The organism is Marinobacterium maritimum (assembly GCF_039523155.1).
Classification (GTDB): Bacteria; Pseudomonadota; Gammaproteobacteria; order Pseudomonadales; family Balneatricaceae; genus Marinobacterium; species Marinobacterium maritimum.
In genome coordinates this window covers 358,910-371,640 of record NZ_BAAAET010000003.1, presented here as the reverse complement: position 1 = coordinate 371,640, position 12,731 = coordinate 358,910, and the positions used below count along the sequence as shown (strand labels likewise).

At 60.6% G+C, this 12,731-nt stretch carries 13 protein-coding genes; 12 read left to right on the top strand and 1 reads right to left on the bottom strand.

Annotated elements, in window-relative coordinates:
• Positions 1-2: 2 nt before the first annotated feature.
• On the bottom strand, positions 3-1,793 hold the full coding sequence (locus tag ABD013_RS12730; protein ID WP_343806447.1) for a tudor domain-containing protein: 1,791 nt from the start codon (positions 1,791-1,793) through the stop codon (positions 3-5).
• A 163-nt stretch (positions 1,794-1,956) separates the two neighbouring features.
• Between ABD013_RS12730 and ABD013_RS12725 the strand changes: the two genes are divergently transcribed.
• The 12 genes from ABD013_RS12725 (at position 1,957) to lipB (ending at position 12,726) form a co-directional block, all read left to right on the top strand.
• Positions 1,957-3,213: a glutamate-5-semialdehyde dehydrogenase gene (locus ABD013_RS12725; protein WP_343806445.1), complete on the top strand. Its 1,257-nt coding sequence runs from the start codon at positions 1,957-1,959 to the stop codon at positions 3,211-3,213.
• The gene (gene nadD, locus ABD013_RS12720; protein WP_343806443.1) at positions 3,213-3,857 is read left to right on the top strand and encodes a nicotinate-nucleotide adenylyltransferase; all 645 of its coding nucleotides are present in this window, start codon (positions 3,213-3,215) and stop codon (positions 3,855-3,857) included. Before ABD013_RS12725 ends, nadD begins: the two co-directional genes overlap by 1 nt.
• 21 nt (positions 3,858-3,878) lie before the next feature.
• A complete protein-coding gene (gene rsfS / locus ABD013_RS12715) occupies positions 3,879-4,226 on the top strand; it encodes a ribosome silencing factor (RefSeq protein ID WP_343806441.1) in 348 nt (115 codons plus the stop codon).
• 10 nt (positions 4,227-4,236) lie between these two features.
• The gene (gene rlmH, locus ABD013_RS12710) at positions 4,237-4,704 is read left to right on the top strand and encodes a 23S rRNA (pseudouridine(1915)-N(3))-methyltransferase RlmH (RefSeq protein WP_239041206.1); all 468 of its coding nucleotides are present in this window, start codon (positions 4,237-4,239) and stop codon (positions 4,702-4,704) included.
• Positions 4,705-4,713: 9 nt separating this feature from the next.
• Positions 4,714-6,612 carry a penicillin-binding protein 2 gene (gene mrdA, locus ABD013_RS12705; RefSeq protein WP_343806440.1) on the top strand — a complete coding sequence of 633 codons (1,899 nt, stop codon included), beginning with the start codon at positions 4,714-4,716 and terminating at the stop codon, positions 6,610-6,612.
• Positions 6,612-7,754 carry a rod shape-determining protein RodA gene (gene rodA, locus ABD013_RS12700; RefSeq protein WP_343806438.1) on the top strand — a complete coding sequence of 381 codons (1,143 nt, stop codon included), beginning with the start codon at positions 6,612-6,614 and terminating at the stop codon, positions 7,752-7,754. Before mrdA ends, rodA begins: the two co-directional genes overlap by 1 nt.
• 11 nt (positions 7,755-7,765) lie before the next feature.
• Complete coding sequence (gene mltB, locus ABD013_RS12695) at positions 7,766-8,770, top strand: lytic murein transglycosylase B (protein WP_343806436.1); 1,005 nt, start codon at positions 7,766-7,768, stop codon at positions 8,768-8,770.
• Position 8,771: 1 nt separating this feature from the next.
• Positions 8,772-9,599, top strand: coding sequence for a septal ring lytic transglycosylase RlpA family protein (locus tag ABD013_RS12690; RefSeq protein ID WP_343806434.1), 828 nt, complete (start codon positions 8,772-8,774; stop codon positions 9,597-9,599).
• An 86-nt stretch (positions 9,600-9,685) separates the two neighbouring features.
• Positions 9,686-10,858 (top strand): D-alanyl-D-alanine carboxypeptidase family protein, encoded by a 1,173-nt coding sequence (locus ABD013_RS12685; RefSeq protein WP_343806432.1) that lies wholly within the window; start codon positions 9,686-9,688, stop codon positions 10,856-10,858.
• Between the two features lie 73 nt (positions 10,859-10,931).
• The gene (locus tag ABD013_RS12680; protein ID WP_343806430.1) at positions 10,932-11,798 is read left to right on the top strand and encodes a D-amino acid aminotransferase; all 867 of its coding nucleotides are present in this window, start codon (positions 10,932-10,934) and stop codon (positions 11,796-11,798) included.
• Positions 11,795-12,070 carry an HP0495 family protein gene (locus ABD013_RS12675; protein WP_343806428.1) on the top strand — a complete coding sequence of 92 codons (276 nt, stop codon included), beginning with the start codon at positions 11,795-11,797 and terminating at the stop codon, positions 12,068-12,070. Before ABD013_RS12680 ends, ABD013_RS12675 begins: the two co-directional genes overlap by 4 nt.
• A complete protein-coding gene (lipB, locus tag ABD013_RS12670) occupies positions 12,070-12,726 on the top strand; it encodes a lipoyl(octanoyl) transferase LipB (RefSeq protein WP_343806426.1) in 657 nt (218 codons plus the stop codon). Before ABD013_RS12675 ends, lipB begins: the two co-directional genes overlap by 1 nt.
• The last annotated feature ends 5 nt before the right edge of the window (positions 12,727-12,731 follow it).

Sequence of the window (12,731 nt, the reverse complement as noted above, 5' to 3'; positions counted from 1 at the left end):
GCTCAGGCTCCGGTATTGCCCTTGTCTTGTTCACTGAGGGTGCGCTCACCAAGCTTGCTCAGCAGGTGGCGTGCCTGCTTCTCCAGCAGCGTCTGGTAGGCGTCGCTGATGTTCAGAATCAGCACCTTGTCCTCGTCTTCTCTGCGAATATCGGCTTTCTGCAGCAGCATTTCCTTCAACAGCGGTGCCTCGGTCAGGGCCGTATGGCTGATCAGCTCGTTGCTCTGCGTGGTGCGGGTGAGGAAGTGGGCTTCCTCCTGCATGCGGTCAACACGTTCACCGGCGCCACGTACTAGTGCCATGTGCAGGTTCATCACCGGCTGGAAGGCGCGGATCTGCTGCTGGTTGTACTGCTTGTACAGGTAGGTGAACAGCATGGCACAACAGAGTGCGTTGATGCCGTGGCTGTCCTTGTCGTCTCCGTCGGTGAACAGAATACGCAGGTTGCCATCCTTGAGGGCACTGATGGTACCGCTGTAAATGCGGGCGGCCGAGTTGGCCAGGGTGCGGTAGTTGCGCAGCAGCTGGGCACGCTCCTCCTCGTCCACGTTGTCCGAATGGGCGCTGCGGGTATCGATCAGCAGCAGGTAGCCGGCTTCTTCCGGCGTCAGCATCAGTTCCAGCTCATGCTCGAAGCTGTACAGGCCAAGCTGCTCTTCATCGCTGAGCTGCAACGGGTTGGGGCGGCTGTCCGCTGTATTGGTCGGGCCGCGTTCGGTCGGGCCGCGCTCGGTCGGGCCCTGTTCGTCGAAAGTGAAGTTGTCGGTGGCGCTGCCCAGATCCGGTACCATCGCTTCGTCGCGGTCCTCCTCCAGTGGGTCGGCACCCGGAGCGCGTGGCGTAAAGCGGGGCATGGACGCGCCGCTTCGTTCTGGCTTCAGCAGTGAGACCAGCTCGCCGGTATCCAGTTGGTCTCGATCAGTCGCAACGGCGTCTGCGTCACGGGAAGGTTGCTCGGCGTGCGCCTGCTGCCGGGGTGGTTCGGCTTCGAGCTCGACCGTCGGAGCAGCGTCCGGCTCGATGGCGGTGAACGCCGGGAGCCTGTCTTCTTCAGGTTCCGGCTCAGCTGGGGGCGTCACCGATTCGGGCGCCGGTGCTGACGAAGCCGGAGCCGGCGGGGCGGTGGCGGTAAGGCTTGTCAGGGCGTCGGCGTGAGCGGGCGGGGCAGCAGCAGGCTCGCTATCCTGGTCGAAATGAAAGTCCGGAATGCGATCGCTGTCGCGGGGTTGCTCAAAAGCCGCCTTGACCTCGGCGAAACTGGGTTCGGTTGCACTGGCTTCGCTGGTGTTACGCCTCAGGCTCAGCACGATCAGCACGGCGGCGATGCCGAGGCACATGGCGAGCAGCAGGGCCGATTCCAGTAACTGGTTGCGCAGCGGCGTGCTGAAGGTCTCCGTGTTGCTCCAGACCGACAACTGCCCGATGGGAACCTCGCTCTGTACCAGCTCCAGTGTATGCAGGCGCCCCTGGGGTGTGCCGGCCAGGGCGATCAGGGTCTGATCAGGGGCGGTCAGACGGACCCCGTTGATCAGTGGCTGATTGGTCAACTCATTGAGCAGGTAGTTGAGGCTGATGCGGTCGTCGGACAGGACCAAAGGCTGAATCAGGATGGCACTGCTGCGGCCGAATGCGCGGCTGACTTCGGTGGCCTGGTCGGCAGCCCGTTCCTGCAGGCGCAGGTATTCGAATACACCGCCGAGCAGCAGGCTCAGCAGCAGAACCAGGGCGACGGACAGCAGGGTGCGCAGGGGCAGGCTGGAAGTACGGGTCGAGGTGTCGACTGTCGGCTTCATCGAGGCTCCACATCTGAAGCAGGCAGATGTTCAGGTTAATATCCGATAATAGCAACATCCCTGCGACGGGCACAGCGTTGCCTGAATATGCATGGATCTCAAAGACCTTGATCCAGGTTAAGGTTATACTGTACCGCTAAAATCATCGAGCCGGATAGATGAGATGAATGTAGAAGCCTATATGACCGAATTGGGGGAGCGTGCCCGTGCCGCTTCCCGTCTGATGGCGCGTGCCGATACCGCCAGCAAGAACAAGGCGCTGGCCGCCATGGCCGACGCCATCGATGCCAGTCGAGCGGCCCTGGCCGACGCCAATGCACAGGATATGCAGAACGGCCGTGACAAGGGGCTGGATGCCGCCATGCTGGATCGCCTGGAGCTGACCCCTGCCCGTATCGACGGCATGATCGAGGGCCTGCGTCAGGTGGCGGCGTTGCCGGATCCGATCGGCGGTATCCGTGACATGAACTACCGCCCCTCCGGCATTCAGGTGGGCAAGATGCGCGTGCCCCTGGGTGTGATCGGCATTATCTACGAGTCCCGTCCCAACGTGACCTGCGAAGCCGCCAGCCTGTGCCTTAAGTCCGGCAACGCGACCATTCTGCGTGGCGGTTCCGAAGCGATCCACTCCAACCAGGCGATCGCCGCCTGCATTCGTCAGGGACTGGAAGCTGCGGGCCTGCCGCAGGAAGCCGTTCAGGTAGTGGAAACCACCGATCGCGAAGCCGTGGGTCGCCTGATCGCCATGCCGGAATATGTCGATGTCATCGTGCCGCGTGGCGGCAAGGGGCTGATCGAACGTATTTCCAGTGATGCTCGCGTGCCGGTGATCAAGCACCTGGATGGTATCTGCCATGTCTATATCGATGCCGAGGCGGACCGCAGCAAGGCGCTGAACATCGCCATCAATGCCAAAACGCACCGTTATGGCACCTGCAACACCATGGAAACGCTGCTGGTGGATACCGCGGTAGCGGCGGAGCTGCTGCCGGAACTGGCCGAGCACTATGGCCAGTTGGGGGTGGAACTGCGTGGCTGTGAGCAGACCCGGGCACTGTTGCCGGCCATCAATGCCGCCAGCGACGAGGACTGGGATACAGAATACCTGGCCCCGATTCTGGCGGTGAAGGTGGTCGCTGATATGGCCGAGGCGATCGAGCATATCAACCGCCACGGCTCGCACCATACGGATGCGATCATTACCGAGAACTACACCAAGGCGCGGGCCTTCCTGCGTGAGGTCGATTCCAGCTCGGTGATGGTCAACGCCTCGACCCGTTTTGCCGACGGCTTTGAATATGGTCTGGGTGCCGAGATCGGCATCTCCACCGACAAGATCCACGCCCGCGGGCCGGTGGGGCTGGAAGGGCTGACCTCCGAGAAATATGTCGTGCTCGGTGACGGTCAGGTTCGCGTTTGATGCAACCGCTGGTGTTCATGGGCGGGACCTTCGATCCCGTCCACAACGGTCACTTGCGTACAGCACTTGAACTCAAGCAGTGGCTGGGTGTTGATCAGGTGTGCCTGATCCCTTCGGGCGCCCCGGTACACAGGGACGAGCCCGGCTGCACACCGCGTCAGCGGCTGGAAATGGTGCAGCAGGCGGTTCAGGACGAGCCGGCCTTGTGTGCCGACCCGCGCGAAATCGAATCGGATGCGCCGTCCTATTCGCTGCTGACGCTGCAGGCGCTGCGCCGGGAGCGCGGTGCGGACTGCCCGATTATCATGACGATGGGTATGGATGCCTATCAGACGCTGCCCAGGTGGCACCGCTGGGAGTCCTTTCTGGACTACGCCCATATCCTGGTCCTGGCTCGACCCGGCTATGAGGGGGCCGAAGCTGACCAGCAGCTGCTGAACTTTACCCGTACCCATCAGGCCAGTGAGGTTGGCGAGTTGCTGAGCCAGCCGGCGGGCAGGGTACATATTCAGGAATTGACGCCGCTGGGAATCTCGGCGACGCAGATCCGCCAGCTGATTGCCCAGGGGCAGTCACCGCGCTATCTGCTGCCGGAACCGGTGTGGCACTATATCCAGCAACATAAACTCTATGGCTATCATTAATTTTAAAGGTACAAGGCTCTGATGGAGATTGATCAACTGCGTAAACTGGTGCATACCGCACTGGACGACATGAAAGCACGTGATATCACCGAACTGGATGTGCGCGGCAAATCCAGCGTCACCGACTACATGGTGATCGCCAGCGGTACCTCCAAGCGTCATGTGATGTCGGTGGCGCAGGAAGTACAGGACAAGGTGAAGGCCGCCGGCCTGCTGCCGCTGGGCACCGAAGGGCAGAGTGCGGGTGACTGGATTCTGGTCGACCTGGGCGATATCGTCGTGCACGTGATGATGCCGGATGCGCGCAGCTTCTACGATCTGGAGCGCCTGTGGCAGTTCGACGCCGACGAAGACGCGGCGGCGGAGTAACCACTGAACCATGCGTATCCGTTTACTCGCGGTGGGTAACCGCATGCCGGATTGGGTGGAGGCGGGCTACAACGAGTATGCCCGCCGTCTGCCATCCGACTTTCAGCTGGAGCTGGTCGAGCTGGCGCCGGGTCACCGGGGCAAGAACGCCGACCTGGCCCGCGCCATCCGCAGTGAAGGCGATGCCATGCTGGCTGCTATCGGCAAGGGTGACCGAGTGGTGGCGCTGGACGTGAAAGGGCGCCCCTGGTCGACCGAGCAACTGGCTGAACAGGCCGAAGGCTGGCGCATGGATGGTCGCAATATCAGCCTGCTGGTGGGTGGTCCCGATGGCCTGGATCCGCGTTGTCTGGCGCAGGCGGATCAGAAATGGTCGTTGTCGGCGCTGACTCTGCCGCATCCGCTGGTGCGGGTGGTGCTGGCCGAGCAATTGTATCGCGCCTGGAGCATTCTCCAGGGCCATCCCTATCACAAGTAATACCTCAGCATGGCATCCTTCGAGCGCTTAAAGGACTACTCCCGGGAGAGCATTACCTTTACCAACCGATCGGTGATCGCGTTTGTGTTCGTGGTATTGCTGATGCTGGTGCTGATCGGGCGTATCTATTATCTGCAGGTGATCGAGCATGACCGCTATGCGGCGATTTCGGAGAACAACCGGGTTCAGCTGCAGCCAGTGGCACCGCGCCGCGGCCTGATCTACGATCGTAACGGCGTCCTGCTGGCCGATAACCGGCCCAGCTTCAGTGTCACCTTGCTGAAGGAAAAGGTCGGCAATCTGGATGAGACCCTGGCCGAGCTGGGACAGCTGATCGAGCTCAATGAGCGAGATGTGGAGCGTTTCCACAAGCGCCTCAACCAGCGCCGCCGTCCCTATGAAACGGTACCGCTGCGTTTCGGTCTGACCGAGGAAGAGATTGCCCGTATCTCGCTGAACTATCACCGCCTGCCGGGTGTGCAGGTGGAGGCCGACCTGATTCGCTACTACCCGCACGGCGCTTCGCTGGTTCATGCGTTGGGCTATGTGGGGCGGATCAATGAGCGTGAGCTGGCCCGTGTGGATGAACAGAACTACGCGGCGACCCACTACATCGGCAAGCTGGGTATCGAAAAGTTCTACGAAGACGTGCTGCACGGACAGGTGGGCTTCCAAAAGGTGGAGACCAATGCCCGTGGGCGTGTCCTGCGCGTGCTTGAGCGCCAGGATCCGGTACCTGGACGCGACCTTCAGTTGAGTCTGGACCTGCGCCTGCAGCAGTTCATCGAGTCTCTGCTGAAAGATCAGAGGGCTTCCGTCGTCGCGATCGAGCCCGAGAGCGGCGAGATCCTGGCCATGGTCAGTACTCCAAGCTACGACCCCAACCTGTTCGTCACCGGTATCTCCAGCAAGGATTACAATGCCTTGCGCGATTCGCTGGATCTGCCGCTGTTCAACCGCTCCCTTCGGGGCAGCTATCCGCCGGCCTCGACCATTAAGCCAATAATTGCCTTGGCTGCGCTTGAAACGGGCACTTTCACGGCTGAAGACAAGGTGTGGGACCCGGGCTACTACCAGATCACCAAGAATGGCCGTCGCTACCGTGACTGGAAGCGTTGGGGCCACGGCTGGGTGGATCTCAATCATGCCCTGGCCCAGTCCTGTGATGTCTGGTTTTACGAGGCCGGTCACAAGATGGGCGTAGACCCCATGTCGGAAATGCTAAGCAAATTCGGGGTCGGCCAGGATGCCAGTCTTGACCAGCCCGAAGCCCTGACCAACTTCCTGCCGTCGCGGGAATGGAAGGAAGGCCGTCGCCGCCTGCCCTGGTACCCGGGGGACTCGATCAACATGAGCATCGGTCAGGGCTTCCTGGTAATGACCCCGTTGCAGATGGCGACAGCCACGGCGGTGATGGCCAATCGCGGGCACTGGGTCCAGCCGCGCATGCTGCAGGGTCTGCTGGAGGAGGATGGCGGCGAACCTCAGCCCTATGCGCCCATGCTCAACCGCAAGGAAAAACCGGCCGATGTGGTACTCAAGAACCCGGCCCACTGGGATCAGGTCATCGATGGTATGGTCTCGGTGATGCACGGTAGCCAGGGGACGGCGCGCCGTTCGGCGGCAGGCGCTCAGTACCGTATTGCCGGCAAGACCGGCACGGCTCAGGTTGTCGGTATTGCTCAGGACGCCGAATATGATGCCGAAGCGCTGGCAGAGCGTCATCGCGACCATGCCCTGTTTGTCGCCTTTGCGCCGGTGGATGATCCCAAAATCGCACTGGCGGTGGTGGTAGAAAACGGCGGTGAACGTAGTGGTGGCGGCTCCAGCACGGCGGCCCCGGTCGCGCGAGAGGTACTGGATGCCTGGCTGCTGGGTGACTATGTCAACGACTTGGAGGCCAGGTGATGCATGATCGTGACTTCCAGCGCACCATGCCGGGTAGCAGTGTTCATCTGCAGCGACCCACGGGGCTCTGGCACTACACCCATCTGGATGCATGGCTACTGTCTCTGTTGCTGATACTCTGTGGCTTCGGGCTATTCGTGCTGTACAGCGCCTCGGGGCAGGACATGGGGTATGTGATGCGCCAGTCAATCCGTATGGGCGCCGGTTTTGCCGGCCTGATTATCCTGGCCCAGTTCCAGCCGCGCACCTTCCGCCGTCTGGCGCCCTGGGGGTATGTGGCCGGCATTGGCTTGCTGGTCAGCGTGCTGTTGTTTGGGGTGGGGGCCAAGGGGGCTCAGCGCTGGCTTGAACTGCCCGGGTTCCGTTTTCAGCCCTCGGAAATCATGAAGCTGGTGCTGCCGATGATGGTGGCGGCCTGGCTGACCCGAGAGCAGCTGCCGCCCACGTTCAAACATCTGCTCAGTACCCTGGTGCTGCTGGCGATTCCCACGGTCCTGATCATGAAGCAGCCGGACCTGGGGACCTCTCTGTTAATCGCCGCGTCAGGTGTCTTTGTTATTCTGCTGTCCGGGGTGTACTGGCGCTGGATTTTTATCGCCCTGGGACTGCTCGGGGCTGCGTTGCCGGCGCTCTGGGCGGTGATGAAGGACTATCAGCGCCAGCGAGTGCTGACCTTTCTGGATCCCGAAAGTGACCCGCTGGGGTCGGGCTGGAATATTATCCAGTCGAAGACCGCGATCGGTTCCGGCGGGTTGCCGGGCAAGGGGTGGTTGCACGGTACCCAGTCACAGCTCGATTTCCTGCCCGAGTCACATACTGATTTCATCATTGCGGTAATCGGTGAAGAGCTGGGCATGGCTGGCGTGTTGATCCTGTTGGGGGTCTACCTGATGATCATTGCCCGAGGCCTGATTATCGCGGCCAAGGCCCAGGACAGCTTTTCCCGGCTGTTGGCGGGGAGTATTACACTGACATTTTTTGTCTATGTGTTCGTCAATATTGGCATGGTCACCGGTTTGTTGCCGGTGGTGGGTGTCCCGCTGCCTATGGTCAGCTACGGCGGCACCTCGATCGTAACCCTGATGGCCGGATTTGGCGTGCTGATGTCGATCAGTACCCACCGGCAGATGCTGACTCGATGATGGAGATAGGAATGCGCAAGACACTGGGACGTATACTGCTGGCTGGCAGCCTGCTGTCCACCGGTACGGTATGGGCAAGCAGTGGCTACGAGGTCCATCCGCTGGCGGATGAAGTGGTCAACCAGCTGACGGCTGAAGGCTTTGAAGCCAAAGAGGTGCGCGCCGTGCTGGCCCAGGCCAAGCGTCAGGAGTCGATCCTGGAGGCCATTTCGCGTCCGGCCGAACGTCGGCTGACCTGGGGCGAATATCGCAAGATATTCGTCGAACCGCGCCGCATCAAGCAGGGCGTGGCTTTCTGGAACAAGCATGAAGCCGCGCTGAAGCGGGCCGAGCAAACTTACGGTGTCCCGGCGGAGATCATCGTTTCCATCATCGGTGTCGAGACCCGTTACGGCCGTATCATGGGCCGCTACCGGGTGCTGGATGCGCTGGCGACGCTGGGCTTCGATTACCCGAAACGCGCCGACTTCTTCCGTGGCCAGCTGGTTCAGTTTCTGCAAATGGCCCGTGAGGAACAGCTGGATCCGACCCAGCCGCTGGGTTCCTATGCCGGTGCCATGGGATATGGCCAGTTCATCCCGTCCAGCTTCCGCAACTTTGCCGTCGATTTCGATGGTGATGGCAAGCGTGACATCTGGAGCAACGAAGTGGATGCCATCGGCAGTGTCGCCAACTATTTCAGTGAGCATGGCTGGAAAGCCGGCGAGCCGGTACGCTCCAATGTGGTGATCAATCAGGAAGCTGATCAGAGCTGGTTCAACGCCGGTCTCAAGCCGGAACTGACGCTGGCGCAGTGGGCCGAGCGCGGCATCGCCACGCGCAAGGATCTGGATCCGCAACAGCCGGCCACGCTGATGGAACTGACCATGGAAGATGGCGAGCACTACTGGTTTGGTCTGCACAACTTCTACGTGATTACCCGTTACAACCACAGTCGGCTCTACGCCATGGCGGTGTATGAGCTGAGCCAGGCGATCAAGGATGCACGCCAGCCGGATACGGCACAGGAGTCCTGATATGAAGCCCTGGTTGATTGCAGGCCTGAGCACCACCCTGCTGCTGGCCGGCTGCGCCTCGAAAGAAGAGAATGCCGGACGTTACAGCCTCAAGCAGGATCGCGGGCCAGACAGCTCCGTGGACCTGTCGCGGGTGCCGGATGCCGTGCCGCGCGCGGAACCACGCAGTCGCTGGGGTAACAAGAGCCCCTACACGGTGCTGGGCAAACGCTATCATGTGCTGCCCACGGCCGAAGGCTACCGCAAGCGGGGTATCGCCTCCTGGTACGGCAAGAAGTTTCACGGCCATACCACCTCCAACGGTGAGGTCTATGACATGTACCAGATGAGCGCGGCCAACAAGGAGCTGCCTCTGCCCAGCTTTGTACGCGTCACCAATCTGGACAACGGCCGACAGGTCGTGGTGCGGGTCAACGACCGTGGGCCCTTCCATGACGGCCGGGTGATCGACCTTTCCTACGCGGCAGCCTACCGTCTGGATATGCTGGGCAAGGGCACGGCGCGGGTCGAAGTGGAGGCGATTACGCCCGGTGAGCAACTGATGACAGCTGCCAGCGGGCGCAGCGGTGTACCGTCCGAGCAGGCGGCGATCACCGGCCGTACCCTGCAGGTGGCGGCACTGAGCAGTGCCAGTGGTGCCGAAACCCTGGCGGCCGAACTGCGGGCGCTGCTCAACGAACCGGTGCAAGTACAGCCCGCCGAACGTGATGGCCGTTCGCTGTACCGGGTGCGCCTGGGACCGCTCAGCGGGGCGCACACATTGAACTGGTTGCTGCAGCAGCTGTCTCAGGCGGGATACTCCGGGGCGCATCTGGTGGACTTGCCATGATGCCGCGGGTAGAGTGACTAACTTATGTGTGGGGTCGCACGGGCGGCTGCACCTTCACCCATTGATAATGATGTAACTGACTGATTATGGCGCAAAGAATCCCCTTCTCGACCGCATTTATCTATCTCTCCCTGTTGCTGGCAATGCTGCTGGCCAGTACGGCTCAAGCGGCGTCGGCGTTGATTCCGGCACCGCCGCAGGTTTCGGCCCGTGCCTATCTGGTGATGGACGCCGATACCGGTCACATCATCGCGGCTGACCGGGAAAGCGAACGCTTTGCACCGGCCAGCCTGACCAAAATGATGACCAGTTACATCGTTGAATACGAGATCAGCAAGGGCAACATCGCCGAGGATGATCTGGTACTGGTCAGCGAAAAGGCCTGGCGTACCGGTGGCTCGCGCATGTTCATCCAGGAAGGCACCCAGGTGAAAGTGGGTGATCTGCTCCATGGCGTGATCATCCAGTCCGGTAACGATGCCTCGGTTGCCCTGGCAGAACACATCGCCGGCAGCGAGCGTGCCTTTGCCGACCTGATGAACCAGCATGCCCGCCTGCTGGGCATGAATGATACGCACTTCGTCAATGCCACCGGCCTGCCGGCCGATGATCATTACTCCTCGGCCATTGATCTGGCGAAACTGGCCAAGGCGCTGATTACCAAGTTTCCCGAGCACTATGCGATCTATTCGCAGAAGTACTTTACCTACAACAATATCCGTCAGCCCAACCGCAACAAGCTGCTGTGGCGTGACAACAGCGTCGACGGCATCAAGACCGGTCACACCGATGATGCCGGTTACTGTCTGGTGGCCTCAGCCAAGCGTGACGACATGCGTCTGATCTCCGTGGTGATGGGGACCGACAGTGAAGAAGCCCGTGCCCGCGAAAGCCAGAAGCTGCTCTCCTATGGCTTCCGCTACTACCGCACGCACCAGCTGTATACCGCAGGGCAGGTGCTGAAAGACAGCAAGATCTGGGCCGGCAGCCGTGACCAGGTTCGTCTGGGCCTGACCGAGGATCTGGCCGTCACCGTCCCGCGCGGCAAGATGGATCAGCTGGAAGCTAACATTGAGTTGGACAAGGTGATCAAGGCACCTGTCACTCAGGGCCAGGAGCTGGGCAAGGTACGCGTCAGCATCGACGGTGAAACCGTGACCACGGTGCCGCTGGTGGCGCTCGAAACCGTGGAAGAGGGCGGCCTGTTCAAGCGCATCTGGCATGCCATTGTGCTGTTCTTCCTGGGCCTGATCGGTTAAAGAACAGACAAAACCTTGAAACCGGTTTATGCTGCCCGCATCTAACAGAGTGTAGATGTGGGCAGTTGCATTTATGAGTAACGAAGTCGTATACCTCAACGGTCAGTTTGTCGCGCCCGATCAGGCGCAGGTTTCGGTGTTCGACCGGGGCTTTCTGTTCGCCGACAGTGTCTATGAAGTGATCCCCTATTACCGGGGCGTCGGTTTTCGTCTGCAGCAGCATCTTGATCGTCTGGCGTACAGTCTCCGCGCGGTGCGTATTGAGGCCGTTGAAGACTGGGCCGCCATTCTGGACGAGCTGGTACAGCGCAATGGCGGCGGTAATCTTTCGGTTTACCTGCAGGTGAGCCGTGGCAGTGCCGGCTACCGTACCCACACCTACGATGACAGCATGCAGCCGACCGTGTTTGCCTGTACTTCGCCGATTCGTGATATCTATGGCGAAGGTGCCGAGCAGATCAGCGGCTACAATGTAATTGTCACCGCCGATCTGCGCTGGCATCGCTGTGATATCAAGTCCACCGGGCTGCTGCCCAATATCCTGGTCCTGCAGCAGGCACGGGAAGCCGGTGCCGATGAGGCGCTGCTGGTCCGTGATGGCCTGCTCAGTGAAGGGACCTCGAGTAACCTCTATCTGGTGCGTCAGGGCGTGATCTATACCCCCAAGCGCAGTTCGGAGATCCTCGGCGGTACCACCCGGGAGCTGATTCTGGAGTTGGCGGCCGAAGAAGGAATTCCCTATCAGGAAGTGGATATCCGCCCTGAGGAGCTGGCCACGGCCGACGAGGTTTGGGTATCCAGCTCGACCCGTGGTGTGATGCCCGTTCTGACCATTGATGGTGAGCCTGTTGCCGATGGCCAAAAAGGCCCGCTATGGCAACGGATGTTCGCCCTGTTTACCCGTTTTCAACACCGGCTGATGACCGGAGAGGCGCAATGAGTACTGAAACCGAAGCACCGAAAATCGAATTTCCGCATCCCGACTACCCGATCAAGGTGATCGGCGACAACCAGAGTGACTTCAAGGGAATGGTCATCGAGATCGTGCAGGTACATGCGCCGGATCTGGATATCGAACAGGTGGTTGTACAGGAAAGCGGCAAGGGCAACTACAGCTCCGTGCGGCTGAAAATTACCGCTACCAGCGAGCAGCAGCTGGTCAACCTGCATGAAGACCTCAAGGCCACCGGTCGTGTGAAGATGGTTCTTTGATGGCTATTGCCGATGAACTGATCATCCGTCAGTTGCCGGGCTTGCAGCCCTATGAGCCGACTTGGCAGGCGATGCAGGCACTGACCCAGAAGCGCGACGAGAATACGCCGGACGAAATCTGGCTGTTGCAGCATGAGCGTGTCTTTACTCAGGGGCAGGCGGGCAAGGCCGAGCACCTGCTGGCCACCGGGGATATTCCGGTGGTCAAGGTCGATCGCGGTGGTCAGGTAACCTACCACGGCCCGGGTCAGCAGATCGCCTACCTGATGCTGGATCTGCGCCGACGCAAGCTGGGCGTGCGTGAGCTGGTCGATATCATCGAACAGTCGATTGTCGAGCTGCTGGCGGATTATGGCATCCTGGCCTATCCCAAGCCTGATGCGCCCGGCGTTTACGTCCATGAGCAGAAGATCTGCTCGCTGGGTCTGCGTATCCGACGTGGCTGCTCCTTTCATGGACTGGCGCTGAATCTGAACATGGACCTGGAACCCTTCCTGCGCATCAATCCCTGTGGCTATGCCGGCCTGCAGATGACGCAGTTGCGTACTCTGGCGCCGCAAGCCGATCTGGAGGCGGTGCCCAATAACCTAGTAAATTACTTGGTTAAGAAGTTGGGGTATACTGACCTCACCCGCACACACACACTGGAAGACTGAATTAG

What these genes read in the sequence shown, in the direction of transcription:
- ABD013_RS12675 (WP_343806428.1), top strand. Translation starts at nt 11,795, where the DNA reads ATGAGTACTGAAACCGAAGCACCGAAAATCGAATTTCCGCATCCCGAC.
- mrdA (WP_343806440.1), top strand. Translation starts at nt 4,714, where the DNA reads ATGGCATCCTTCGAGCGCTTAAAGGACTACTCCCGGGAGAGCATTACC.
- ABD013_RS12690 (WP_343806434.1), top strand. Translation starts at nt 8,772, where the DNA reads ATGAAGCCCTGGTTGATTGCAGGCCTGAGCACCACCCTGCTGCTGGCC.
- rlmH (WP_239041206.1), top strand. Translation starts at nt 4,237, where the DNA reads ATGCGTATCCGTTTACTCGCGGTGGGTAACCGCATGCCGGATTGGGTG.
- rsfS (WP_343806441.1), top strand. Translation starts at nt 3,879, where the DNA reads ATGGAGATTGATCAACTGCGTAAACTGGTGCATACCGCACTGGACGAC.
- rodA (WP_343806438.1), top strand. Translation starts at nt 6,612, where the DNA reads ATGCATGATCGTGACTTCCAGCGCACCATGCCGGGTAGCAGTGTTCAT.
- ABD013_RS12730 (WP_343806447.1), bottom strand. Translation starts at nt 1,793, where the DNA reads ATGAAGCCGACAGTCGACACCTCGACCCGTACTTCCAGCCTGCCCCTG.
- nadD (WP_343806443.1), top strand. Translation starts at nt 3,213, where the DNA reads ATGCAACCGCTGGTGTTCATGGGCGGGACCTTCGATCCCGTCCACAAC.
- lipB (WP_343806426.1), top strand. Translation starts at nt 12,070, where the DNA reads ATGGCTATTGCCGATGAACTGATCATCCGTCAGTTGCCGGGCTTGCAG.
- ABD013_RS12685 (WP_343806432.1), top strand. Translation starts at nt 9,686, where the DNA reads ATGGCGCAAAGAATCCCCTTCTCGACCGCATTTATCTATCTCTCCCTG.
- mltB (WP_343806436.1), top strand. Translation starts at nt 7,766, where the DNA reads ATGCGCAAGACACTGGGACGTATACTGCTGGCTGGCAGCCTGCTGTCC.
- ABD013_RS12680 (WP_343806430.1), top strand. Translation starts at nt 10,932, where the DNA reads ATGAGTAACGAAGTCGTATACCTCAACGGTCAGTTTGTCGCGCCCGAT.
- ABD013_RS12725 (WP_343806445.1), top strand. Translation starts at nt 1,957, where the DNA reads ATGAATGTAGAAGCCTATATGACCGAATTGGGGGAGCGTGCCCGTGCC.